The 25159-nt window shown below is 70.5% G+C and carries 22 protein-coding genes; 12 read left to right on the plus strand and 10 right to left on the minus strand.

Translation table 11 applies throughout. The annotated features are described in order from the left end of the window. Window positions 1-206: 206 nt before the first annotated feature. Window positions 207-683 carry an NAD-dependent epimerase/dehydratase family protein gene (locus tag ACWEF2_RS16105; RefSeq protein WP_453815844.1) on the plus strand — a complete coding sequence of 159 codons (477 nt, stop codon included), beginning with the start codon at window positions 207-209 and terminating at the stop codon, window positions 681-683. Next, complete coding sequence (locus ACWEF2_RS16110) at window positions 680-1834, plus strand: DegT/DnrJ/EryC1/StrS family aminotransferase (RefSeq protein ID WP_453815846.1); 1155 nt, start codon at window positions 680-682, stop codon at window positions 1832-1834. Before ACWEF2_RS16105 ends, ACWEF2_RS16110 begins: the two co-directional genes overlap by 4 nt. Window positions 1835-1923: 89 nt before the next feature. Here the strand turns inward: ACWEF2_RS16110 and ACWEF2_RS16115 are convergent, their stop codons facing one another. Continuing rightward, on the minus strand, window positions 1924-2691 hold the full coding sequence (locus ACWEF2_RS16115; protein ID WP_453815848.1) for a glycosyltransferase family 2 protein: 768 nt from the start codon (window positions 2689-2691) through the stop codon (window positions 1924-1926). Between the two features lie 335 nt (window positions 2692-3026). Beyond that, entirely contained in the window at window positions 3027-4256 is a 1230-nt protein-coding gene (locus tag ACWEF2_RS16120) for an MFS transporter (protein WP_453815850.1), read from the minus strand. 502 nt (window positions 4257-4758) lie between these two features. Between ACWEF2_RS16120 and ACWEF2_RS16125 the strand changes: the two genes are divergently transcribed. The 3 genes from ACWEF2_RS16125 (at window position 4759) to ACWEF2_RS16135 (ending at window position 8444) form a co-directional block, all read left to right on the plus strand. Then, the gene (locus tag ACWEF2_RS16125; protein ID WP_453815852.1) at window positions 4759-7170 is read left to right on the plus strand and encodes an acyltransferase family protein; all 2412 of its coding nucleotides are present in this window, start codon (window positions 4759-4761) and stop codon (window positions 7168-7170) included. Between the two features lie 109 nt (window positions 7171-7279). Continuing rightward, window positions 7280-8014 (plus strand): acetoacetate decarboxylase family protein, encoded by a 735-nt coding sequence (locus ACWEF2_RS16130; protein ID WP_453815854.1) that lies wholly within the window; start codon window positions 7280-7282, stop codon window positions 8012-8014. Window positions 8015-8246: 232 nt separating this feature from the next. Beyond that, entirely contained in the window at window positions 8247-8444 is a 198-nt protein-coding gene (locus tag ACWEF2_RS16135; RefSeq protein ID WP_453815856.1) for a hypothetical protein, read from the plus strand. Between the two features lie 184 nt (window positions 8445-8628). Here the strand turns inward: ACWEF2_RS16135 and ACWEF2_RS16140 are convergent, their stop codons facing one another. The 7 genes from ACWEF2_RS16140 to ACWEF2_RS16170 form a co-directional block, all read right to left on the minus strand. Beyond that, a complete protein-coding gene (locus ACWEF2_RS16140) occupies window positions 8629-8985 on the minus strand; it encodes a spore germination protein GerW family protein (RefSeq protein ID WP_453815858.1) in 357 nt (118 codons plus the stop codon). 142 nt (window positions 8986-9127) lie between these two features. Continuing rightward, entirely contained in the window at window positions 9128-10009 is an 882-nt protein-coding gene (locus ACWEF2_RS16145; protein WP_453815860.1) for a glycosyltransferase family 2 protein, read from the minus strand. 196 nt (window positions 10010-10205) lie between these two features. Further along, window positions 10206-10973 (minus strand): CDP-alcohol phosphatidyltransferase family protein, encoded by a 768-nt coding sequence (locus ACWEF2_RS16150; protein ID WP_453815862.1) that lies wholly within the window; start codon window positions 10971-10973, stop codon window positions 10206-10208. Continuing rightward, the gene (locus tag ACWEF2_RS16155; protein WP_453815899.1) at window positions 10951-11991 is read right to left on the minus strand and encodes an iron-containing alcohol dehydrogenase family protein; all 1041 of its coding nucleotides are present in this window, start codon (window positions 11989-11991) and stop codon (window positions 10951-10953) included. The genes ACWEF2_RS16150 and ACWEF2_RS16155 overlap by 23 nt, the downstream gene beginning before the upstream one ends. A gap of 5 nt (window positions 11992-11996) precedes the next feature. Continuing rightward, on the minus strand, window positions 11997-12731 hold the full coding sequence (locus ACWEF2_RS16160) for a phosphocholine cytidylyltransferase family protein (protein ID WP_453815864.1): 735 nt from the start codon (window positions 12729-12731) through the stop codon (window positions 11997-11999). 111 nt (window positions 12732-12842) lie between these two features. After that, entirely contained in the window at window positions 12843-13466 is a 624-nt protein-coding gene (locus ACWEF2_RS16165) for a DUF5941 domain-containing protein (RefSeq protein ID WP_453815866.1), read from the minus strand. A 109-nt stretch (window positions 13467-13575) separates the two neighbouring features. Further along, entirely contained in the window at window positions 13576-15270 is a 1695-nt protein-coding gene (locus ACWEF2_RS16170; RefSeq protein WP_453815868.1) for a CDP-alcohol phosphatidyltransferase family protein, read from the minus strand. Between the two features lie 194 nt (window positions 15271-15464). Here ACWEF2_RS16170 and ACWEF2_RS16175 point away from each other — a divergent pair, with 194 nt between their 5' ends. Together ACWEF2_RS16175 and ACWEF2_RS16180 are read left to right on the plus strand one after the other, a co-directional pair. Beyond that, a complete protein-coding gene (locus ACWEF2_RS16175; RefSeq protein WP_453815870.1) occupies window positions 15465-16877 on the plus strand; it encodes an SDR family NAD(P)-dependent oxidoreductase in 1413 nt (470 codons plus the stop codon). A 234-nt stretch (window positions 16878-17111) separates the two neighbouring features. Then, complete coding sequence (locus ACWEF2_RS16180; RefSeq protein ID WP_453815872.1) at window positions 17112-18857, plus strand: CDP-glycerol glycerophosphotransferase family protein; 1746 nt, start codon at window positions 17112-17114, stop codon at window positions 18855-18857. Window positions 18858-18866: 9 nt separating this feature from the next. Here ACWEF2_RS16180 and ACWEF2_RS16185 read toward each other — a convergent pair whose 3' ends face one another. Next, the gene (locus ACWEF2_RS16185) at window positions 18867-19907 is read right to left on the minus strand and encodes a glycosyltransferase family 2 protein (RefSeq protein WP_453815901.1); all 1041 of its coding nucleotides are present in this window, start codon (window positions 19905-19907) and stop codon (window positions 18867-18869) included. Between the two features lie 66 nt (window positions 19908-19973). Between ACWEF2_RS16185 and ACWEF2_RS16190 the strand changes: the two genes are divergently transcribed. From ACWEF2_RS16190 to ACWEF2_RS16210, 5 genes are all read left to right on the plus strand, one after another. Continuing rightward, window positions 19974-21497: an LCP family protein gene (locus tag ACWEF2_RS16190; RefSeq protein WP_453815874.1), complete on the plus strand. Its 1524-nt coding sequence runs from the start codon at window positions 19974-19976 to the stop codon at window positions 21495-21497. A 187-nt stretch (window positions 21498-21684) separates the two neighbouring features. Then, complete coding sequence (locus ACWEF2_RS16195) at window positions 21685-22845, plus strand: sensor histidine kinase (protein WP_453815875.1); 1161 nt, start codon at window positions 21685-21687, stop codon at window positions 22843-22845. A 21-nt stretch (window positions 22846-22866) separates the two neighbouring features. Next, window positions 22867-23709, plus strand: coding sequence for a response regulator (locus tag ACWEF2_RS16200; RefSeq protein ID WP_453815877.1), 843 nt, complete (start codon window positions 22867-22869; stop codon window positions 23707-23709). Between the two features lie 113 nt (window positions 23710-23822). After that, window positions 23823-24467, plus strand: coding sequence for a hypothetical protein (locus ACWEF2_RS16205; RefSeq protein ID WP_453815879.1), 645 nt, complete (start codon window positions 23823-23825; stop codon window positions 24465-24467). Window positions 24468-24579: 112 nt separating this feature from the next. Further along, a complete protein-coding gene (locus tag ACWEF2_RS16210; RefSeq protein WP_453815881.1) occupies window positions 24580-24903 on the plus strand; it encodes a 3-keto-5-aminohexanoate cleavage protein in 324 nt (107 codons plus the stop codon). Window positions 24904-25159 lie beyond the last annotated feature (256 nt).

Below are 25159 nucleotides of genomic sequence, written 5' to 3' on the forward strand. Positions count from 1 at the left end.
GAGACCTCCTGGAGGCTCGGCGGTGGACCCGCGAAGTGAACTCACCGTAACGCCGCGGGGGCTGGGCGTGAACCTGGTCCGTGATTTGTGAGCCCCCTCGTGAGCCCTCCCGGGGCACTGGTCACGTCGGCTTCGGTGGAAGGGCACGAACCGGCCTCCTCCGTACCGGGGGCGGGCGCCATCCCAGAAGGAGATGTGAGCGCACAATGTCCCTGAAACAACTCGCGGGCATGAGAGTGCTGGTCACTGGAGCCGGAGGCCTGATCGGCAGCCGCCTGACGGCCCAGCTGCGCCGGATCGGCGCGCGACCGGTGTCAGTGTGCAAGATCGACGCTTACCCCCGGAAGGTCTACCACGACCACTTCGGGATCAGCCTGGACGACAGGGACTTCCACGTCGCCGACATCGCCGCCGACCCCGACATGGTCCACACGCTGATCGACGGGTGCGACTACGTTATCCACGCTGCGGCCTTGGCGGACGTGGCAGCGTGCACCCGTCATCCGCTGGACGCCATCAAGGCCAACATCATTGGCACGCAACACATGCTGGCAGCCGCCGCGGCGGCACCGAGCGTACGGCGTGTGGTGTTCGTGTCCTCCGCCAGCGTCTACGGCAACCAGGCCGTGCACGCCGGCGGGCTCGCCGAGTACGCCTGCGCCTTCGGCGGTGTTCTGCAATGACCGCACAGACCCGCCACCTGGTGGAGGTGCCGTGGAGCTGGCCATCCCTGGGAGAAGAAGAGATCGCCGAGGTCACCGACACGCTGCGATCGGGCTGGCTGACCCACGGTCCTAAGGCGACCAGGCTGGAGCAGGCCGTTCGCGATGATCTCGGCGTGCAAGACGCCTTCGCCGTCTCCTCCTGCACCGCCGCCCTGCACCTGGCGCTGCTGGCGGCCGGGATCGGCGACGGGAAGGAGGTGATCACCCCGAGCCTGACGTTCTGCGCCGCGCCGAACGCGATGCGGCAGGTGGGGGCACGGCCGGTCTTCGTCGATGTCGAACCCGACACCTACAACGTCTGCCCCAAGCAGACCGAGGCCGCGATCACCGCCGCCACCAAGGCCATCGTGGTCATGCACTACGGCGGCCACCCCTGCGATCTGGCCGCCTTCCGCGACCTGGCCGACCGGCACGGGCTTCTCCTGATCGAGGACGCCGCTCACGCGCTGCTGGCCCGCCGCGATGGGCTGCGCGCCGGGACGGTCGGGGACCTGGCCACGTTCAGTTTCTACGCCAACAAGGTGATCACCACCGGCGAGGGTGGCATGTTGGTCGGCCGCCACGACCTCGTTCACCGGGCTAGGCTGCTGGGCCGGCACGGCATCGACGCCTCGGTATGGCAGCGCCACAACGGACGCCGCACCGCCGACTACGAGGTCACCATACCAGGCCTCAAATACGTCATGTCCGATCTGGCCGCCGCGGTCGGGCTCCCGCAATGGCGGAAGCTACCGGCCTTCACCGCGCGCCGAGCCGAGATCGCCGACGCCTACACCCGAGCCCTGGCCGGGCTGCCCGGCCTTGCCACACCGATCGTCCTGCCCGGCGTCGAGCCCGGCTGGTTCCTCTACTCAATCTTCATTGATCCCGCCCACGCCCCGCTCACCCGCGACCAGACGGCCGAACGCCTGCGCACCCAGCACATCGCGACCAGCCAGCACTTCCGCCCCGTGCACACCCTGCAGCTCTACTCCGGCGGCACCGCCCAGCCCCTGCCGGTCACCGAGGCCGCCGCCGCCCGGCGGTTATCGCTGCCCTGCTACCCCGCCATGACCGATCCCCAGATCGACCAGGTGATCACAACGATTCGCGCGCTGTGGGAACGCTGACGACGACAGGTGGCGCGACGCGCTGCCTGAATCGGCACCCTCTGGCCGTCACCGGCTACCAAGGTGGACTGTCCGTAGTGCGTTGATCCTCAGATCAGGGGCGGGCGCCCCAACCGGGTCATGCGCCACACAGTGGCCCACTTCATGGGCTTGCGCTCGCCGCAGTCAGTGCGCATCCCCTCCAAAAGTCCTGCAGCCCACGTCTTCAGTCCGGAAGCGGAGTGAGTTCGAAAGAGAGTGAGCAAGATCCATACGCCAAGATAGACCGGAACCAAGGGACGAGGCAGACGCCGCCTCGCGAGCCAAACACGATTCCGGGCGGTCAACCGGTAATACATCGCATGCCGGGTCGGGGACGTCTTGGGGTGTTGGAGAACCAGGCTGGGCTCATAAATAATCTTCCATCCAGCGTCGAGCGCCCGCCAAGCCAGGTCCGTTTCCTCATGCCCGAAGAAGAACTGCCCAGGCCAGCCGCCGATCTCGTTGAGCATCGGCACCGACAGGGCATGCGCACCACCGAGGAAGGCGGTCACAGGGCCACCGCGCATCGGGTCGCCGGCACGCAACCGCGGGACGTGTCGGCGTTGAGTCTCACCTTGCTCATCCGCGATCCGGAAGGAGACGATCCCCAGGGCTGGATCTGAGGCATAGAGCTGCCGGATCTTGCTGAACACGTCGTCGGCGATGAGCAATCCGTCGTCGTCCAACTCGACGATGACGTCGACCTCACCGGACTCGCACAGAAGCTCCAGGCCGACGTTGCGGCCTCCTGGGCAGCCGAGGTTTTCCTTCAGCGAGACCTTGGTCACGTCCTCCGAAACCTCGGTCAGCGGGGTCGCGTTGCCGATCAGCACCACTCGCTCAGGAGGCACATTCTGATTGGCCACCGAAGCAAGAAGAGCGTCCAATTCCCGAGGGCGAGTGCCCATCGTCACGATGACAACTCCGATACGCGGCAACGTCACAGTGGCAACTCCAGTAGTCGACGAGCAGTCGAACGGGTGATGAAGATGCTAGCGGCCTAAGGCGATTCATCTCGCTACGTCGCACAACGTGTTACTCCAGTTCAGGAGCCATCTGACTCACGCAAGGGCCGGAAAACTCGACGGCATCGACCTGGCCTGGCGGCGCTCCGCGCCTCCCCGCCCAGGCTCACCGAAGGGTTATGACGATCACGAGCGCCGCGTGTGGCTTATCGCCTGAGAAGCCTCCAGGGCAACATCACCGCGCTGAGGAGTCCGAGTATCGCCGCGGCCATGAGCGCCGATCGGAGGCCCCATTGGGCGGCCAGCAGGCCACCCGCCGCGATGCACGCCGGTTGCACCACCTTGGCCGAGGCCGACCAGGCCGAGGTGACCCTCGTGATCAGATCGGTGGGACACACGCGCAGCCGGGTGGTGGCGAATCCCGGATTGAAGACTCCCGCCGCGAACAGCAGCGCGCACTGCGAGACGAGCACGATCGCGAGTGCCGGGTGGGGTGCCGCCGGAACGAACACCAGGGGCAACAGGCAGGGGCCGCGTAACGCGCCGAAGACCAGCAGCGCGCGGTCGCCGCCCAGCCGCCGGTTGATCGCCTGGGCGCTCAACGCGCCGGCCAGACCGGCCGCCGCGGGAAGGCCGAGGGACAGACCGTACTGCCAGGGGGGCAGGTGAAGTTCGCGGAGCATCAGGAGCGCGAGCAGGGGGGACGCCATCAGGAGGCCGCCGCCCAGTGTCATGGCGTTGAGGTAGAGAGCCCGGAGCGTCGGGGTCCGCCAGATATGCCGCAGGCCCCCGCCACGGGGTGAGGGTGAGGATCCGTCCGGGGTGGGAGCCTCCACCGGTGCCGGTCCGTTCACCCGGGCCAGGCCCAGTGCGGCGGCCAGGAAGCTGACCGCGTCGACGGCCACGGACACGAAGACGCCGAGGGCGCTGACGAGGGCTCCGCCGACGATCGGTCCGATGGTCTGCGTCGACCAGTTGGTCGCCTCCACACGAGAGTTGGCGTCGATGAACTCCTCATCGCGCAGAACGAGCTTCATGTGCAGGCTGAACCCCGCGGCGTAGACGATGTGGCCCACGGTCTGCGACGTCGCGACGGCCACCAGGTGGACGAAGGTCAGACCGCCGAGGGCTGCGGCCACCAGTAGCGAGGCCATCATGAGGAACTGGGCTGTCTCGACGAGCCGGAGCACCCTGACGACCGGAAAGCGGCCGAACACCCGTGATCCCCAGGTCGCGATCACGCCACCGGCGACGGCGGAGACGGCGGCCATCGCCGTGACATCGGCCGGGGAAGCGTTCAACTCCACGATCGCGATGATCGGGAAGATCCCGGTCGCGACGGCCGTGCCCGCGGCGCTGACGGAGTACGAGCCCCAGACGCGATTCCACTGCCGCCTCCCGGCGCCCGTGCCCACGGCGATTCCTCCTCCGCTCACCTGCTGATCGCCTCCAGCACACGCGTATGGACACGCATCCAGTTGTCAGGGCCGATGATCCCGTGCCCCTCGTCCTCCAACACGATCAGTTCCGAGTCCGTGCCCGCGTCAGGAGTGCACGGCCGCATCCATCCTGCTCTACGCGGCGGGCTCCCGGCTCCTCTTAGGCCGGACCGGGTGGTGTCAAGGGCGGGCATCGGGCGCTTCACCGGAGTTCCCGTCCCACGGCCGGGCGGGAAGGGTCTCGCCCGGCGAACCCCCAGCCCGCAGCCGGGGAACAGGGGTGGGAGCGGCGGGGATCCGTCGTCCGGTGAAGATCACGATTCGCCGGGAACCATGGGAAACACGTGACACGTGTGCGACACCGACCCCATGAACACTTAAGGTGGTCGGGTCGGCGAGGTAACCCCCGCCACGTGGCCGCGCCCCCCGGTGCTCCTGGGCGACTTCGCTGGTATGTCCGACTTTCCCAGTCTCCGACAGATAGCTGAGCGTTTTCCCCGTGAGCGACACCCGCCCCCCCTTCCAGGTACCGACCCCCGGGGATGACGACGCCTCCGGCGCCGACACCGGCGGGTCCGCCGACGGACAGGGCCGGACACCCGCCCCGTGGCCGATGCCCGAGCACGCGCAGCCGTCTCCGGCACCCCGGACGCCGTGGCCGGAGCAGTCCGGCCACGGCGTCCCCGCTCCCGCTCCCGCCTGGGGGGACCGTCAGGACGACCGGGACACCGACGACGAGGCGGGGGAGGTCACCGCATGGGGTTTCCCGGCCTACCGCGACCCGCAGCCGCTCCCCCCGCCCGCCGCCCCCGGAGCGCAGGCGCCCTATCCCCCCCATGGGGCACACGTGCCTTATCCCACCCCCGGGGCGTCTCCGGCGTTCGGCACGAACGCCCCCTATCCGCCGCCCCCGTCGTCGGCCGCGCGGGAGACACGGACGCCCTACCCGGACACCCAGGCGTCCCATCCCTACACGCAGGCGCCCCACCCGGGCATGCCCCATCCGGACACGCAAACGCCCTACCCGGACACGCAAACGGCCCACCCGGGCTTCCCCCACCCGGACTCGCGAACGCACCATCAGGACACGCGGACCCCCCACCCGGACGCGCGAACGCATTATCAGGACACGCAGGAGGCCGCCTCCGCCAGGCGGCCTGACACGGCGCCCCGCACCACCCCCACCACCCGCCCCTTGGACCCGCTGGACCCCGCCTGGTCACCCACCCCACCCGTCCAGAGGCCGGAGCAGGGCCGGTCACCGGAGCAGGCCGCCCCACCGCCCCAGCGGCGAGACCAGGACCGGTCACAGATTCCGCCGCCCCAGGGACCGGGACAGAGCTGGTCACAGATTCCCCCGGCCCCTCCGGCCCAGATGCCGGAGCGGGACTGGTCCCAGGTTCCCCCGCCCCCATCGGTTCAGGGGCCAGGACAGGACTGGTCACAGGCTTCCCCGGCCCCGCCGCCCCAGATGCCGGAGCGGGACTGGGCGGCGGAGCCCGGCTTCCCTCAGCGGTTGCCGGAGCACGGCACCGATCAGCCCCCAGAGCAGGGGTGGTCACCGGAGCAGGGCATCCCCCGGCCCCCGAGGCAGGGGTGGTCGCCGGAGCACGGTGTTCCCCAGGCCCCTGGACAGCAACCGTCTCAGGCCCCCGGCCAGAGCGCGGCCCATCCCGCGCCCCACACCCCGGCGTGGGTGGCCGGGGTGCCCCAGGCCCAGCCGCAGGAGGCCCCACCCGCCCCCGAACGCCCCTTCTCCTACTGGGAGAACTCCAGCCGGTTGCCGGAACCTGAGGCGGAACGGCGGGCTCTCCTGGAGCAGCAGCCGTTCCCCGAGCCGCAGAGGGACTCGCCGGAGAAGCCCTCCGCTCCCCCGGCCAGGAAGAAGCGCGAGCCGTACCTGGACAACGTGAAGTTTGTCCTGATCGCCCTGGTCGTCACCGGGCATTCGCTGGTGCCCACCCTGGCCGCGCACTCGGCCAAGTCGGCGTACCTGTTCATCTACACGTTCCACATGCCCGCGTTCGTGCTGATCAGCGGTTATCTCGGGCGCAACTTCTGGAACTCCAACGCCAAGATCAACAAGCTGGTCGACACGCTGCTGGTCCCCTACGCGTTCGTGGAGATCGGCTACGCGCTGCTCCGCTACGCGCTGGGCCAGAAGTGGACCCTGACCATCATCGACCCGGCCTGGCTGAACTGGTATCTGGTCGCCCTAGTGCTCTGGCGGATCTCCACGCCCATCTGGACGCGGATGCGGCAACCGCTGCTGGTCGCGGTGACCATCTACATGGTGGCGGGCTTCTCGGAGATCTCCGGTGACTTCAGCCTCGACCGCTTCTTCGGCCTGCTCCCGTTCTACGTGCTCGGGCTGCTGCTCAAGCCGGAACACTTCGACCTGCTCAAACCGCTCTGGGTGCGGATCGCGGCCGGGGTCACGGTCGTCGCCGGCATGGGGATCGCCGTCCTCATCGCCCCCCGCGTCGGTCTCGACCCGGTCTACTTCCGCTACAGCTTCAAGCACATGCACCTGAACTGGTGGATGGGGCTCACCGTGCGCGGGGCCGTACTGGTCGCGGCGCTGGTCCTGACCGTCGCGGTGCTCGCGCTGGTGCCCCGGCGCGAGACGTGGTTCTCCGAGCTGGGCACCCGCACGCTCTACGCCTACCTGCTCCACGGTGTCCTGGTGCTCATCGCCAAGGACCAGGGTTGGCTGAGCGTCTCCTGGCTGCACGGCCCGCTGGGCGTGCTGGCGCTCGCGTCGAGCGCGCTCCTACTGGCCTTCGTCCTGTGCCTGCCGCAGACGCGCACACTGTTCCGATGGCTGCTGGAGCCCCGCCTGGTCTGGCTCTACCGCCGGCCGTCCGATTCCCCCGCCCGCAGGAAGCGTTCAGCCCGGGTTCCCCGGTAGCCGGCCAACACATCCACCGGCCCGACCACACGGGCGAGTTCGTCGGGCTGATGGAGAAACGGGCGGGGAAACCGGTGACGTCCGGCGTGAGGGTTGATCTACTGGAGGCATGGCACGCCATCTGATCCAGGGACGTGAGATCTCCACACCGGTGCGCATCCGGAATGCCACGGCGTGCAGCGCCTCCTACCTGGTCAGGGCGGACGCCGCCCGAGCGGTGATCGCCTACTCGGGGCTGGACGTGGCCGAGGTGCTGCCCGGCAAGGCCCTGTGCGTGCTGGGGTTCGCCGACTACGTCGACGGCGATCTGGACGCCTACCGGGAGTTCGGCGTCGCCTTCCTCATCCGGCCCGACACGGGGCCGCCACCCCGCCGGGGTCTGGGAGGCGGCCTGTCGGAGCTACGCAGGACCGGAGCCGGGGCGTTCGTCCACTGGCTCCCCGTCGACCGGCGTTTCACCCTGGAGGCGGGCCGCGCGATCTGGGGCCTCCCCAAGGAACTGGCCGACATCGACCTGCGCCTGTCCTCCCTCTACAAGCGGTGCATCGTCCGCAAGGACGGCCGCCTGGTGCTGGACCTGCTCGTCAAGCCCGGCCTCCCGGTGCCCGTCGGCGGCGCGATGGCCCCCGTCGACGCCTACACCCATCTGGACGGCGTCACCCGCCGCACCTCCTGGTCGATGTCCCCCCGAAGGGTCCGCACCCGCCCCGGGGGCGCCCTGATCCGCCTGGGCAACCACCCGGTCGCCAAGGAGCTGAGCGAGCTCGGCCTGCCCAAACACGCGGTGATGACCGCCACGACCTCCCGGCTCACCATGACCTTCGGCGAGGCCAAGGAGCTTTAGGCCCCCGCCGGTCGGGAGAACCGGCGCTCCCGTCACCGGGAGTCCGGTCACCGGGAGTCCCGCCACCGCCGGGGCGTTTCCCGCGCATCGTACGGACGACGTCTCCAGCGCGATTCCGTCTCCCCAAAGGGCTACGGAAACGTTCCGTGGTTGCTACATTACCTTCCGTCACCATGGGTTTACTCGCCGCACCGGCCTGGAGACCCGCCTCCCCCCTCAGAAAGGACCCCGCATGCGCGGCATCGTGCGCCTGACCGTCCTGGCCCTGATCGTCGTCTGCACCTCTTCGGTGGCGCTGACCGCCCCCGCCTCCGCCGACCCGGCTCCGCCCCTGGCGCCCACCGCCACCTGCGGCACCACCACCGCCCTGACGGTCCTTAGAGTGGCCGACTCTCCCGACTGCTTCGGGTCCGACCCGGGCGAGTGGTAACAGCGGGAAGCCGGTACGGCTCGGCGGCCCCCACCGCCGAGCCCCCGCCTCCGCATCGGGAACACGCCGGTCCGGGGCGCGCCGGGAGTGGCGCGTGCGCGGAGCACCCCTCGCCGGGAGTGAACGGTACAGCCCGGCCGGCGAGCGGTTCTCCGAGCGCGTCCTGAAGGGCGACCCCGGAGCGCTATCGGCTCTTCGTCGTCTTGGTGCGCATTCGCACGATGGCTCGGACCGTCAGCAGGGCGACGACGGCGACGAGCTGGCCGCCGAGGATGATGCGGTTGACATCGATCACGGGCTGCCAGCGGACGTGGGAGTCCTTGATGACGAACACACCGGCGGGTGTGACGCCGAGGCCGAACCCGCCTCCGGTCCCCTCCGAGGGGTGCTCGCCCTCCTGCTTTCCGCCCCCTCCGCCGCCCCCTCCGGCGACCCGGGCGACGGGGATGACCGTCACACCGTCCTGGGTGACGGGTTCACCGAAGACCCGCTTGACCGATGCGGTGTTCTGCGCTTGGTCGATCATGTCTATGACGTCCACCGTGTCTGTTTCCCTTCCGACCGTTGCCACCTCCTCCAGGATCGCGCGGAGTATGGAAGGAGCAAAGGGACGAAGGTCCGGTTTCCACAGCCGAAGGCCCTGTGGTCCCCGAGTCTCGCGGCCGGACGGGGGCGTACGGGGGTCAGACGATCGGGGGACGGCCCAGGCGGAGCATGCGCCAGGCGGTCTTCCAGCCCATCGGACGACGTTCTCCGGCGGGTTCGCGGAGCCCCTCGGCGAAGCCGGTGAACCAGGCGCGCAGCGCGGTGCGGGAGCGCTCGCGGATCAGGGTGAGCACCATCCAGTTGAGGAGGTAGAGCGCGGCCAGCGGCCAGGGGAGGTTGCGGCGGGCCAGCCAGACACGGTTGCGGGCGTTGAGACGGTAGAAGTCCGCGTGCCGGGTCGGCGGGACCTGCGGGTGATACATGACGGTCTGGGCGTCGTACTCGATGCGGTAGCCCTCGCCGAGCAGCCGCCAGGCCAGGTCGGTCTCCTCGTGCGCGTAGAAGAAACGCTCGGGGAGGCCGCCGACCTGGAGGAAGGCCGAGCGGCGGATGGCGCAGGCACCCCCCAGGAAGGTGGTGACCGGGGAGGACCTCTCCGGGTCGCCCGCGCGCAGGCGGGGGACGTGGCGGCGCTGGCCGACGCCGCCCTCGGGGTCCATGACGCGGAAGGAGATGACCGCGAGGTCGTGCTCGGTGGAGAAGCGCTCGCGCAGGTGGGAGACGACATCGGGCGAGGCGTACCAGCCGTCGTCGTCCAGGAAGAGGACCACGTCGCCCGAGCACTCCTCGACGCCGCGGTTGCGGCCCGCCGGGATGCCGGTGTTGTGGCTCAGCCGCACCGTCTTGATCGAGGCCGAGGAGCCCGCGGACACGCCGACCGACAGCTCGGGGACGTCCGCGCCGTTGCCGACGATGACGACCTCCACGTCGCCGTCCGTCTGGTGCAGCGCGGACTCGACAGCCCGGTCCAGCTCGGGGACGCGGTTGCCCATGGTGAGGATGACGCACGAGATCTTCAACGGGTCATCGCCTTGACGCGTCGAGAGCACGTACGGAGCATACTTTCATGATCACCGAGTCTGCTGGGCGGGGCAATGCTGGCTTCGGTAACTCTTTCTGTTTTACCGAGAAATAAGCGTATCGGAACCGCAGGCGAACACCCACCAAACGGCAAGGTGTTCGCACCTACGACGCGCCGGCACGCCATTCGGTTCCTCATGAAAGCCGCCGGGAGGCCAGAATGCTCACCAGGTGCAGGGCCATCTGCACCACGGCGACCACGACGCAGGCGACCGCCAGCACCCTGGTCGCGGCCAGTCCGCCGTTGAGCAGATCCCAGAGCGCGGCGATCACCACGAGGATGGAGAGCTCGACCGCCTGGACGACCCGGTGAAACTTCAGCGCCGCCGCGGCCCTGCGGGCCAGGCCCAGGCCGCGTGACCGGAACTGCTCGGCGGAGCTCTCGGTCGCCGCGACCAGGCCGGAGCGGGCGCGGGCCACGTCGACCAGGTCGGTCTCCGCCTTGATCAGGATGGCGCCGAGCGCGGCGGCGAAGCCCATCACGGTGTACCAGTCGGGCAGGATCTCCGACGCCCGGAAGCCCAGCCCGATGAGCAGCGCGGCCTCGGCGAAGTAGTGGCCGACCCGGTCGAGGTAGACGCCGGTGATGGAGGTCCGGCCGGTCCACCGCGCCAGCTCGCCGTCGGAGCAGTCCAGCAGCAGGTAGAGCTGGATCAGCAGGGCCGCGCCGACGGCGGCCCCGAGGCCGGGGAGCGCGAGGACCACGCCCGCCAGCAGCCCGGACAGGATCATCAGCCAGGTGGTCTGGTTGGGGGTGATCGGCGTCTTGGCGAGGAACCAGGTGACGTAGATCGACAGCTTCCGCATGTAGAGCGAGCCGGCCCAGTGCTCGCCGCTGTTGCGGCCCATTGTCGAGTGCGGCTGGGCGACCGCACGGAACTCAGCGACCGACGGCCCGGACATAATCCCCCACCCGATCGCGAATCTCCGGCTCCGACAGGCGCAGGTGCTCCAGGATCGTGTAACGCCCTGGGCGGGTGGAGGGGGCCAGCATGACCGCCTCGGTGAACTGCCCCTCGGTCAGCCCCGCGTCGGCGGGGGTGACCGGCAGTTCGTGCCCGCGCAGGCAGCCGACGACCTGGGTCAGCCTCCGCGAGTCCTCGCGGAGGAAGAAACAGAAGGCGGCACCGATCCCGGCGAGCTCGCCGTGATTGGAGGTGCCGGGAAAAAGCTGATCCACGGCATGCAGGATCTCATGGTCTCCGCCGCTGGACGGACGGGAGGATCCGGCGACCACCATCGCCATGCCGGAAAGGATGAGCGCCTCGGCCAGCACGGTCAGGAAGGCGTCGGACTCGATCGAGTCGGCTCTGCCGATGACCGCCTCCGCCGCGGTGCGGGCCATCGCGCAGGCCAGGCCGTCGATCGGCTCGCCCCGCTCGGAGTTGCCCAGCTGCCAGTCCTCGATCGCCGACAGGTTGCTCACCACGTCGCCGACCCCGGAGCGGACCAGCGACGGGGGCGCGTCGTGGACGAAGTCCAGGTCCACCATGATGGCCAGCGGCATGGGCACGCCGAAGGAGCCCTTGCCGCCGTCGTGCGTCAGCGACGCCACCGGCGAGCAGATCCCGTCGTGCGACAGGTTGGTGGCCACCGCCACCATGGGGATCCCGGCGAGCGACGCGGCGTACTTGGTCGCGTCGATGGTCTTGCCGCCGCCGATGCCGACGACCGCCTCGTAGGCGCCCTTGCGCAGGTCGGCGCCGAGCGAGACCGCCGCGTCCACCGACCCGTCGGCCACCCGGAAGACTTGTGCCTCGCCAAGCGAGGGGGCGATCACCGAGGCGATCCTGTCCCCCTGGCTCGCGCCCACCGCCACCGCCACCCGCCCGGAGGTCGCCACCCGGCTGTCGGCGAGCAACGTGCCGAGCTGGGCGATCGCGCCCCGCCGTACCTCCATGGTCAGCGGGGCGGGCAGCATCCTGGCTAGTATCGGCACGCGATCTCCCGCGCCTTCGCCAGGTCGTCGTGGTTGTCGACCTCGACCCACGAGACCTCACCGATCGGGGCGACCGAGATCTTCTCGCCGCGGGCGACCAGCTCCTGGTAGCCGTCCTCGTAGTAGAGCTGCGGGTCGCGCTCGAAGGTGGCCTGGAGGGCGTCGGCGAGGCGGTCCCCGATGCCGGGGCGGATCAGGGTGGCGCCGATGTACTCGCCGGCGGCCTCGGCGGGGTCCATCAGCTTGGTGATCAGCTTGAGGTGGCCGTCCGCGTCGAGCGTGACCTTCATCTCCTCGTCGGCGAGTTTCTTCACATCGTCCACCGCGAGCAGGATGTCGCCGGTCGCCGGCGCGGCGAGCAGCGTCTCCTCGACCGAGACGGGGTGCACGGTGTCACCGTTGACCAGCAGAACCCCCTGGTCGAAGTAGTCGCGCGCGCACCACAGGGAGTAGGCGTTGTTCCACTCCTCGGCCTTGTCGTTGTGCACGAGGGTGAGCTTCACACCGTGCCGCCGCTCCAGCTCGGCCTTGCGCTCGTGTACGGCCTGCGCCTGGTAGCCGACGACGATCACGACGTCACGCAGGTCCGCCGCCGCGAGGTTCCGCAGCGAGATGTCCATGATCGTGATGTCTCCGTCGACCGGCACGAGCGCTTTGGGCAGCGTGTCGGTGTACGGCCGCAGGCGTCGTCCGGCCCCGGCGGCCAGCACCATTCCCAGCAACGTGCACTCCTCATTCAAAATTCAAGTGAGCCCCTCGACGGGCACTCCTAGGCCCCAAAGGTTAGTTGCCTTCGGACCCTGATCGTGTAATCAGAGGTCTGCCGGGTGTCCTCAATCGTGTGTCCCCAGATCCACGGCCTCCACCCCCGTCCTCGGCGCGGCCAGCCAGCAGGTGACACTCTCCCACCCGAACAGGCCCCACAGGTACAGCGAGAGCAGCACGAAGAGGAACGTCACCTGCCCGGCGAGGGCGCCCAGCGCGATCAGCAGCATCCGCCCGTCCCAGCCGAGTCCGAAAGTGGACAGCCACGGCGGCGGGTAGACGCGCTGGCGCAGCCGGTAGACGAGGTCGTAGTGGTGGAAGGCCATCGCGCCGAGCAGTACGAAGATCAACCAGGGGGGCACGTCGTGGGCGAACCCCACCGAGGCCACGAACCCGTACTCGGTCAGCCGCAGGATCGGCGGGACGAGCCAGTCGACCCGGCCGTCGTGCGGATGGGAGCTGCCCGGCCCGGCCAGCAGCAGCGCCACCGCCGGCGCGAACACCGCCAGGCCGTCCGACCCTGCCACGCCGACCATCAGCAGCACCCCGGTCACGAACATCCCGACCACCGCGGGCGGCAGCGGCGGCAGCTGCCCTGCCACCAGCGCGCCCATCGCCCGAGACAGCACCCCGTCGTCCCGGTAGGCCACGACGTTGCCGCGCGGCACCGGTGTCATGTGCACGGAAGCCATGCTCGGCCCCCTCTCCTCGCTCGTCTCGCGGACCGCCCGCCGTGCCTCGCCGTCCACCGGCCCCGGCCCCCACCCCGGACCCGGCCGTCACCGAACCCGCCCGCCACGCTCATCGGCCGATCGACCTGCCGACCCGCCCGGCGAGGGTGTAGAGGGCGGCGACCGTGCCCCAGGTCAGCAGCGCGATGAAGGTCACCCGCGCGTTGAACACCGCCGCGGTCACCGCGATCAGGGCCATCCGCTCCCCGATGGGGAGCACAATGATCTTCTTGAACCAGCGGGTGGCCGAGCCCTGTTCCATGCGCCGCGACAGCCGCAGGACCCAGTTGCCCGGATCGGCCCCGCCACCGGAGACCGCCGGGTCCGGCGCGGGCCGAGCCGGAGAGGCCGAGGGCGTGGGGGACGCCGGGAAGGCCGGCCGCGCGAAGGAGGCCGCGGAGGCCGGGGGCACCGTGACGTCGCCCCAGGCGGTCGGCGGGCCCGCCGTACCGGCCGGGTCCCGGGCCGCCCGGTCCGTGTCGGCGCGGGCCCCGGCATAGGAGAAGTCGATCATGTGGCGGAGCACCTGGAGGATCATCGCCGCCACCGCCAGCGCCCAGATGCCGTCCGGCCCGCCGCCCGAGTCGTCCAGCCCGGCCGCGTAGCCGAAGGCCAGGCCCACGTAGACGACGTACTCCTTGACCCGGTCGAAGGTGGCGTCCAGCCAGGCGCCGAGCGGGGAGAACGCCCGGGTGTAGCGGGCGAGCTGGCCGTCCACGCAGTCGAGCACGAACGACAGGTACAGCAGGACCGCCCCGGCGATCTGCGCCGGGCGGGTGCCGGCCGAGAACCAGATCGCGGCGAGCAGGGCCAGGCCGACGGAGATGCCGGTGACCGCGTTCGGCGTCAGGCCCAGCCAGGCCGCCGCCCTGACCAGGTGCGTGGACCAGGGGCTCACGAAGTGGGTGGTGAAGAAGCCGTCGTCGCTCTTGACCGTGGCGTGCAGCCGGGCACGGGCCTCGTCCACCTCGCCCAGCCGCAGCGCGGCGGCGTCCGCCTCCGCCTGCCCGGCCACCCGGTCGCAGCGCAGCCGGCCGAGCCGGGCCGCGCGCACCGTGACCCCGGAACGGATCAGGCCGGCCAGGATCAGCTCGGTGGCCTCGACCGCGTGCGCGCCATCAGCGCCGTCAGCGCCGTCAGCGCCGTGAGTGGTGTGGGCGCCGTCAGCTGCGGCGGCGTCGAACCTGCCGACCTCGGCCAGGTCCGCGAGCGTCTCCGCGGTCGCGGCCAGGGTCAGCAGGTCGGGCACGCCCACCTGGAGCACGCCCCTGAAGGTGCCGTTGACCCCGGTGACGTCCTGGAAGGAGGTGCCGGCCGCGGCCACCAGGCCCCTCTCGACGCGGACCGGCGGGCGCAGCGGCCCGGATTCCCCGCCCCCCTTGGCCACGAGGGCGCCGGTGCCCCGGCCGGGATGCTCAAGGAGCAGTGCCAGCGCCTCGGTGTGGGCCACCAGGTCTCCGGCGACCACGGCCACCGGCCCCGTGGCCGTACGGGCGACCCGCGCGACCCTGCGCAGATCGTCGGCGAGGCCGTGCGAGCCCTCCGAGCCGATCATGTAGGTGCCGCCGGGGGCGTGGATGACGTCGCTGGATCGGGCGATCACGTGCACGTCCCCGGTGGAGAGCGTGACGAGCTGGTCGGTCAGCCGGTCGAGCAGCGTGCCGTCGGCACGGCGCAGCCCGGCCGCCGCGGTGGTGGCGAGCACGACGGCGGCGGTCTGGGAGGGGACGGGTGGCATGGAGGGCGCGGAAGACATAGAGGGCATGGAAGGTTCAGACTGCGCGAAAGCATCAGATTCCTGCAAATCGGGCTCCTTCGTATCCGACGGGGTAACCGTACGAATCGGGGAGTGCGCACTTAGCGTAGCGAGATCTTGACTGCATAGCACGGGACCGCGACCTGCGATCGGGTAGTCAACCGTTACGCTCGCCGTATCCGGACCGTTGAAGGAAGCTGACCTTGGCCGCTGTTGAACCACGTCTACGTACCGTCGGGGTCGTTCTGGCCGGCGGAGTCGGCCAGCGGGTCGGCCTCAACACTCCCAAACAGCTCCTCAAGATCGCCGGAAAGACGATCCTGGAGCACACCCTCGCCGTGTTCAACGCCGCCCCGGAGATCGACGAGATCATCGTGCTGATGACCCCGGGCTTCACCGAGGACGTCGAGCGGCTCGTCGCCCGCAACGGCTTCAGAAAGGTCGGCAAGATCCTGGAGGGGGGCGCGAGCCGTACCGACACGACCTGGCGGGCGCTGAAGGCGCTGGGAACCCAGGAGTGCGACGTGCTCCTGCACGACGCCGTACGGCCGCTGCTGGAACCCCGGATCATCACCGAGTGTGTGGAGGCCCTGAAGGTCTACTCGGCCGTGGACGTGGCGATCCCGAGCTCGGACACGATCGTGGTGGCCGCCCCCGGACCTCGTGGGGAGATCATCCGCGACATCCCGGAGAGGTCCAGGCTGCGGCGCGGCCAGACCCCGCAGTGCTTCCGGCTCTCGGTGATCCGCGAGGCCTACGAGCGGGCGTTCGCCGACCCCGGCTTCGACCGGCAGCCGCCCACCGACGACTGCGGCGTGGTGCTGCGCTACCTGCCCGACGTGCCGATCTACATCGTGCCGGGCAGCGAGCACAACATGAAGGTCACCCACCCGGTGGACGTGTTCATCGCCGACAAGCTCTTCCAGCTCGCCGCGGGCGACGCCCCCTCGCACTCCTCCCTCGCCTACCGGGAGGCGATGGAGGGCAGGACCATGGTCGTCTTCGGCGGCAGCTACGGCATCGGCGCCGACGTGGTGAACCTGGCCGAGCGGCACGGCGCCGAGGTGTTCTCCTTCTCCCGGTCGCTGAACGGGGTGCGGGTCGAGGACCCCCAGGCGGTGAGCGACGCCCTCGCGCACGCGGCCAAGGAGACCGGCCGGGTCGACTACGTGGTCAACACCGCCGGAGTGCTGCACATGGGCAAGCTGGGCGAGGTGAACGACGGCACGATCGCCGAGACCGTGGGCGTGAACTACCTCGGCCCGATCAACATCGCCAGGGCCGCCATCCCCCACCTCCGCGAGACCCAGGGCCACCTGCTGCTGTACACCTCCTCCTCCTACACGCGGGGCCGGGCCGACTACAGCCTCTACTCCTCGTCGAAGGCCGCCGTGGTCAACCTGACCCAGGCGCTCGGCGACGAGTGGGCCGAGTACGGCGTCCGGGTCAACTGCGTCAACCCGGAGCGGACCAGCACGCCGATGCGGATCCGCGCCTTCGGGGAGGAGCCGGCGCACACCCTGCTGTCCCCGCGCGCCGTCGCCCAGACCTCGCTGGACGTGCTCATCTCCGACCTCACCGGACAGGTGATCGACGTCCGGCTCGGCGGCCCGTGACCGTTCGGCGGGGCGCGGCGGCACGACGGGTGGCGGGGCGGGCGGGGCGAAAAAGGTACATAACCCTCTGTCACCACACGTCGTCCCCCAGACCACGCCGGAGACTCCCATCTATCACCCATCCATCACTTCAACGGACATGTGACACAGCGCGCCTACCAGGGTAAACACCGGTACACAGGTTAGCGTCAGAGGATGAAGCATGACCTTCGTCCACTTATGGTGTGCGCTGCTGTGCTTGGCTGGTATCCGCTACTGATCGTCACCGCCCTGGGGCCCCGGCCGTGGCTGTTCACGGTGTTCTGCGCCCTCTCCTACGCGGCGGAGATCGCCGCCAGGCGATACGCCCGCTCGCCGGTCGATCTGCTGAACAGGGTGCACCTGGGTGTCACGTTGCGGTTCGCGATCCGCGAGACGGCCGCGATCCTCCTGGCCGCCCGTACGGCGGGCACCGACTCGCCCTGGTTCGCGGCCCTGGTCCTGGGACTGCTGGCCATGCACGGCCTGCGGGCGGCGCAGACCGGGATGGCGTTCCACTACAACCGCACCCTCACCCAGCTGCCGGTGCTGACCCGCAACCTCGACGCCGTACGGCTTCCGGCGCCGCCGTGGAACGTCCTGGTCAACTACCAGGGGATGCGCCTCCTGTACCTCGACGTACTGCCGGTCGGCGGCGCGGCCCTGGGCGCGGCGCTCGGCGCCGACCACCTGGGCGCGGCGGGGGCGGCGCTCGGACTGCTCCTGTGCCTGGCGGGCATGGCCGGACTCCTGCCCCACCTGCGCCGGATCCGGCCGCTTCACGACAGTGCCGCCGTGCTGAAAGCGGTGAACGAACGCCTCGCGAAGTACTCACCCGAGGTCATCCTGTACTTCTCGGGGCCGAACGACTCGGCCTACCAGGCCACCATGTGGCTCCGTCCACTGGAGCGGATCGACCGGCGGACCGTGGTGGTGCTGCGGGAGCGGGAGATGCTCCACCTGCTGACCGACACCTCGCTGCCGGTGGTCTGCATCCCGGCCGCGGCCGACCTGATGAGCTTCGGGGCGCTCGACGCGGCGCGGCTGTGCCTGTACCCGTCCAACGTCGGGAAGAACATCCACATGCTCCGCATCCAGGGGATGCGGAGCGTCTTCCTGGGCCACGGGGACAGCGACAAGGAGGCGTCGTTCAACCCGTTCACCAAGGTCTACGACGAGGTCTGGGTAGCCGGGCAGGCGGGCCGCGACCGCTACCTCCGCGCCCGGGTGGGCGTCCGCGACGAGGACATCCACGAGGTGGGCCGTCCCCAGCTCACCGGGATCCACACCGCCGGGCCCGGCCTGCCGTACCGCACGGTGCTCTACGCGCCCACCTGGGAGGGGTGGACCGACGACCTGTTCCACACCTCGATCATCACCATGGGCCCGGCGATCGTCCGCGCCCTGCTCGCCCACTCACCCCCGGTGCGAATCATCTACAAGCCGCACCCGCTGACCGGCTACCGCAACGGCGCCGCGCGCCGCGCGCACCAGCGGATCCAGGCGCTGCTGAGGGCGGCGGAACTGTCCCGGTCGATCGCCCGCCACCCGGCCGGGTCCAGCAGCACCGGACTCCTGCGGCACCTGACCGTCATCGACGCGGAACCGGCCCTCTACGACTGCTTCAACCAGGCCGACCTCCTGATCACCGACATCTCCAGCGTGGTGGCGGACTTCATCGCCAGCGGCAAGCCGTACATGGTGACCAACGTGGCGGGGATGTCCGAGGAGTCGTTCCGCGAGCGGTATCCGAGCACGGAGGCCGGTTACCCGCTCACCAGGGGGCTGAGCGAGCTGCGCGCCGTACTCCTGGCACTGGAGCAGGGCGGGGAGGACCCGCTGGCGGCCACCCGCCGCAAACTCAAGAGCTATCTGCTGGGCCCCGACCACCCGGACGCCATGACCCGTTTCAACGACGCGGTGAACGGCGCCTGGGAGCGCGCCGCCCCCTCGGACGGCTGAGGTCCCGGATCAGCCGGGCTCCCGCTCCGGCCGCTCCGGCTTGCCGAGACTCCTCGGGCTGGTCAGGAAGCCCCACCCCCACGACATGTGCATGGTGGCGTAGACCAGCGGCAGCCGGACGAGCGCCCCGGCGGGCAGACCGGCGCCGGTGACCGCGGCCCCGGCCAGGATGGCCGCCGCGTATCCGCCCGGGATCAGCAGGCCGGGCCAGAGGAACGGCGAGACGAGCAGACCGGCGACGATGGCCAGCACGGCCGCCGGAGGGGCCAGGTAGCGCAGGTTGATCGTGCCCTCGTGGGTGCGGGCGACCACCCTCCGCCAGCGGCCGTAGTGGAAGTACTGCTTGGCCAGGGCCTTGATGGTGGGCCTGGGCCGGTAGGAGACGCGCATGCGGGGCTGGAACCAGACCAGGCCGCCCGTCTCGCGGATGCGGTGGTTCATCTCCCAGTCCTGCGCCCGCTGGAAATGCTCGTCGTAGCCGCCGACGCGCTCCAGCGCCTCACGGCGGAACACCCCGAGATAGACCGTGTCGGCCGGCCCCGCGGTGCCACCGGTGTGGAACCTGGCCCCGCCGACACCGATCCTGGAGGTCATCGCGCGGGCCACGGCCTGCTCGAACAGCGTGACGCCCTCGGCCGCCATGACGCCGCCGACGTTGTCGGCCCCGGTCTCCTCCAGCGTCTCCACCGCGACCCGGAGGTAGTCCTCGGGGAGCATGGCGTGGCCGTCCACCCGGGCGATGATCCCGTTGCGGGACGCGGCGATGGCCGCGTTGAGCGCGTGAGGAGTGCGCCCCGTCGGATTCGGGACCACGGTCACCCGTGGGTCCTCGGCCGCTATCGCGTCGGCGACCTCCTGGGTGCGGTCGCGCGAGGGGCCGATCGCGAGCACGACCTCGATCGGTCCCGCGTAGTGCTGCGACAGGACCTGGCGCACCGCCTCCCGAAGATGGCGCTCCTCGTTCAGCACCGGGATGACGATGGAGATGGGCGGCCAGACACGTGTCTCGGGAGACGACGCCGGCGCGGGCGAGTCGGGGAACTGCTTCATGGCGTCGCTCACGCTACTGTACGGACGGGTACCTGATCGACCCAGCTGGAGCCTAGGGGGCCACGCATGCGCGACCCGCAAGAGGACGACTTGGGTGTGCACGTGGGCGGCGACGCCTACGGGAACGTCCGGGTGAATCCCCGGCGAGAGCGCAGGTCCGCCCGGGGTGCCCGTTCCCGGCGGCGCGGCCTGATCGCCGTCGGCGCCCTCTCCTGCCTGGTGCTGGGCGGCTCGGGGACGACGTGGGCGCTGACCAGTTACGTGGGCACCAACATCGAGTCGGTCGACGCGGACGTGGCGGGGTCCGACGCCAAGGGCGCCATGAACATCCTGCTCGTCGGCGTGGACCGGCGCGACAACCTCTCCCGCCGCCAGCAGAACCAGCTCAAGCTGGGCCGCGAGAGCGGCGAGCGCACCGACACCATGATGCTGCTCCACCTGTCGGAGGACCACACCAGGGTCACCGTGGTCAGCCTCCCCCGCGACACCTGGACGACCATCCCCGGCCAGGGCATGCACAAGATCAACGCGGCTTACCAGTTCGGCGGCCCGAAGCTCGCCGTACAGACCGTGCGGAACGCCACCGGGCTGACCGTCAACCACTACATCGAGGTCAACGTCCTCGGCTTCATCCAGGTGGTCGACTCGCTGGGCGGCGTCTCGGTCTGCACCCCCGTCGCCATCGACGACCCGAAGACCGCGCTCAAGCTCCAGCCGGGCACCTACTCTCTCGACGGCACAAGGGCCCTCGCCTACGCCCGCACCCGGGCCACCGCCCGCTCCGACCTGGACCGCATCGACCGCCAGCAGCAGGTCATCTCGGCCCTGCTGCACCAGGCCCTGAGCGGCGGCACACTGGCCAACCCCGTCAAGCTCGCCGCGTTCGTCAACAGCACCCTCGGCACGCTCCGGGTGGACGACGCGCTCCGCAAGGACCTGCTCGGCCTGGCCGACCAGCTCAAGGACGTCTCCACCGACGACGTGACCTTCGCGACGGTCCCGCTCGCCGACGTCGACTACAAGACGCCGACCGGTGAGTCCGCCGTGCTGTGGGACAAGAAGGCCGCCGCCGACCTGTTCCGCCGGATCGGCGCCGACGAGCCGCTCATCAAACCCGCCAAGCCCACGACGAGCCCGTCCGCCACACCGTCCGCGACGCCGAAGGCCACCCCCTCCCCCACGGCCACCCCGCTGACCGTGCCGCCCGCGCGCATCTCCGTCAAGGTGCTCAACGGCACCCTGATCACCGGCCTCGGGGCGCGGACGAGAGCCGATCTGCAGAAGGCCGGCTTCCTGGTCCCCGAGGGCGCCGGCGACACCAGGGAGAGAGATCACAACAAGACCCTCATCCGGTACGGCCCGGCCCGCGAGGACTCCGCGCGGACCCTGGCCGCCGCGCTGCCGGGGGCAGAGACGCGACAGGTCGACAACCTGGGCGACCGGATCGAGGTGGTCGTCGGCCGGAAGTACTCGGGGGCCAGGAAGGTCACCGTCAAGGCGACCCCCACCGCGACGCCGAGCGCCACGGCCACCACCCCGGTCACCGACCCCGCGGCCAGGACCGCGACCCAGAACATCTGCAAAAAATGACCTCCTCCCCACGCCTGAAGGCGGAGGTCCCCACACTCGGGGAGTCTGGACGAGCCGGGCGCCCGACGACCGCCCATCGGGGCGGGTAAGCCCCGATCGCGACGACGGCCTCCGGCCTCCGGAGGCGGCGCGGTAACGATCGGGGCACGCGGTAACCCGGGGCCGGGGTCGGACACGTCCGCTACGTGTGAAATTCGCGGGACACGACGTCGAGGCCGCCACCGAACGGCGCATGGCCAGAATGATCATCTATGCCCGGGTGGGGACCACGGCCTTTCTCCTGGTCCCGCTGACCTCCTGGCATCGGCTGGTGACACCGGCCGCGGCTCTCACCGCGACGGCCGTGGCCGTCGCGGAGGCCGGATGGTTCGCCCACCGGGCCTGGCGGACCGGCACGCTGCACGACCCGCTCCTGGTCTGGGCCGACGTGCTGGTGAGCCTCGTCGTGATGGCGGTCGGCTCACGCGCCGCCCTGCCGTACGAACGCAACGTGGTCATGACGGCCCTGCTGCCGTTCTCGCTGGCCACCTCGGCGGTTCTCGGCCTGGGACTGGGCTGGAGCCGCCACGCCGCGGCGGCGGTGACGGTGCTCGCCGCCGTCTGGACCGCCGCCATCCATCCGAACATCACCCAGAAGCTGCTCTCGGACCTGCTGGGCTTCGCGCTCTGGTTCCTGATCGCGGTGCTGATCGGCCGGGAGTTGCGCGGCCTGGCCGCGCAGACGGTGCGGGCGCAGCGGCTGGCCGAGGAGGGTCAGCGGCTGCTGGCCGAGTACGAACGCCGCCAGGAGTCGCTGCGCCAGCGCGAATCGGCTCACCGGGCGATCCACGACGATCTGCTGCCGATCGTGGAGCGGGTCGCGGGCAGCCCGCTGCTGGACCCGTCCACCGCGCGCGCCGCCCGCCGCGCCGCCCAGCGGGCCAGGCGGTTCATCACGGACGAGCAGACCACCGCGTTCGCCGACCTGATGGCGGAGGTCGTGGAGAGCGCCACCGACCTGGACCTTGAGCTCACCCACGTCCTGCGGATGCGCGCCGACCCGCCGCCGGAGGTCGGCCGGGTGCTCGCCTCGGCGGCCCGCGAGGCGCTGAACAACGTCGCCCGGCACGCCGGCAACCCCCAGGGCGTGCACCTCTACGCGGTGGCGGACGACGACGGGGTGGTCATCATCGTGCGGGACCGGGGCCGCGGCTTCTCCCCGGGGCCGGCGCATCGCGGTGGCGGGATGTCGCGGAGCTTCGCCGCCGTCGAACGGCACGGCGGCGACTACGAGATCGACTCGCCGCCGGGCGGCGGCACCAAGGTCACCATCCGCTGGCGGCGGCCCACGCGGGGAGAAGAACGGTGAGCAGGATCGGGGAGAGGGACCGTGAACGAGACCGGAGGCGGAGCGGGGAACAGGGTGGGAAACGAGACGGGGAGCGGGCTGGTCGGGATCGTCGACGACCACCTCATCGTCTCCTACCCACTGGCTGACGCGCTGCGCCAGGCCGGGTACCGGGTGCTGGAGCCGGTGACCGCCGTCGAGGCGCTCGCCGCCGGGCACCCCGGAGACGTGGCGGTCTGCGACCACTCACTGCCCGAGGGCCGCATGGGCGCCGAGGCGGTGGCCCACCTCACCGCCGGGGGCTGGCGGGTGCTGTCCACCTCGGGGGTCGCGGGCCGCGAACAGGTGCTCGACGTGGTCGCCGCCGGGGCCTGGGGGTATGTGGAGAAACGCTTCACCACCCACCGCGAGTACGTCCACGCGGTCGGCGTGGTGATCTCGGGCCGCCACTACGTCTCCGCACTGCTGGCCGCCTTCCTGCTCGACGACGCCGAGGCCCGGCCGCTGGAACGTGCCGATCTGTCGGTCGGCCAGCGCACGGTGCTGCGGGCGCTGGCCGAGGGCGACAGCGAGGAGGAGATCCTCGCCGGCCTGCGGATGGATCCGGTCCGGCTGGAGAGCGCGCTGGCCGGCGCGTTCATCCTGGCTGGCCGCCGCCGCAGGGTGAACCGTCTGTCGCCGCGCGAACTCGACGTGGTCGCCGCGGTCGGCTGCCGCGGTCTGGGGTTGAAGGAGACCGCCAGGGAGCTGGGGATCAGGCCAGGTACCGTCGCCGACCACCTTGAGGCGAGCAAACGAAAGTACCTGGCCTCCCACCCCGGGGAGAAGAATCTCTCCCCCCGCGCCGCGGCGCTGCGCTGGGTGATAGAGCTGCGCCTCTGCTGATCCTGCCGTGCCGGCCGGTCCACGGGCCATCCCCATGATTGGGGATGGCGGGCGACCGGCGGGCCGGCGCACACTCGGCGCGGGGCCCGGTCTTTCCCGTCAGGAGCAGAAGCATGCGCGCACGTATCGTGTTGTCCACCCTCGCCGCCGCGACGCTGGCCGTCACGGCTCTTCCGACGTCCGCCCAGGCGAGTACGGCCCAAGCTCAGGCGCGTACGGCCCAGGCCCAGACCCAGGCGAGTACGGTTCAGGCCCAGGCGAGTCAGGCGAGTACGGCCCGCGGCGCCATCACCTACAGCGTCACCCTCTCGGGCACCGTCAGCGGCAGGAACTTCCAGCGCTCGGGCACCGTCGTCCTGCGCGACACCGTCACGCGGGTCACCAACAACGGCGTCAACCCGGTGGAGGTCTGCCTGAAGTCGGGCTTCCCCGCCGGCACGCCGGACGTCGGCGCCATCTGGTACGGCAGCAACTCGGCCTGCGTCAGGAGCGCCGCCTCCCTGGACATGGCCTACGTCACGGTCAACGGCAACACCGTGTCGGTCGTGCCCGACAGGCGGATCGCCGCCACCTTCGCCAACAACTTCACCGCCAGCAACAGCATCACCAGCTGCATCTACCACCCCACCGAGGGCGGCGCCACCTACACCTTCCGCGACAACGGCACCGTCTCGGGACGGATCTCGATGCGCGGGTTCGGCGGCTACCCGTGTGGCAACTCCACCTATACCGCCACCCTCTCCGGCCGCCGAGGCTGAGGCATCCCATGACGGCCGCCCCTGAGGGCGAGAAGCCGTCGGGCTGGGACGGCTGCTCGACGAGCACGGCCTGCCGTACGGCGGGCCGGTCCACGCCGATCTGGTGATGGGCGTGCCCGGTGGCATGCCCGCCACGGCGTCCGCCCTGGTGGCGGCGGCGCAGGCCCCGCCCGGCCAAGTAACCAGCTGGTCGGTCACCGGCATTGGGCGGACCACTCTCACGGTCGCTCTCGCCGCTCTGTCCGCCGGGGGACACCTGCGCGTGGGCATGGAGGACACGGTCAACTTCGCCAGAGGCAAGCGCGTAGCCCAATTCGTCGAACGCGCCGCCCACCTCACCCCCCTCGCCCAACGCCCCCCGATAACAACGACCGAAGCCCACGCCTTCCTGACCCTCATCACCCCCGACCCCGACTGCCATCCCCCTGGAGGTTGACCGCCACCAGGCAGGGGTTGCCTGCGCTGTAATCCGTGGGATCGTTGCGATCCTCGGTCGCCCCGAAGGGTGACCGCCACCCGTCCACCCGGGCGCCGACCAGTGGAACAGCATCCATGTTGCGATCCTCGGTCGCCCCGAAGGGTGACCGCCACGACCTACTAGGGCATGTATTGGGTCGTGATCAATGTGTGGTTCGGGTGAGGTCCTTGATCCAGATCATTGAGGCGCGCAGGTAGAGGCCGGCGAGGTAGCC

It is taken from the genome of Streptosporangium sp. NPDC004631 (assembly GCF_053601935.1).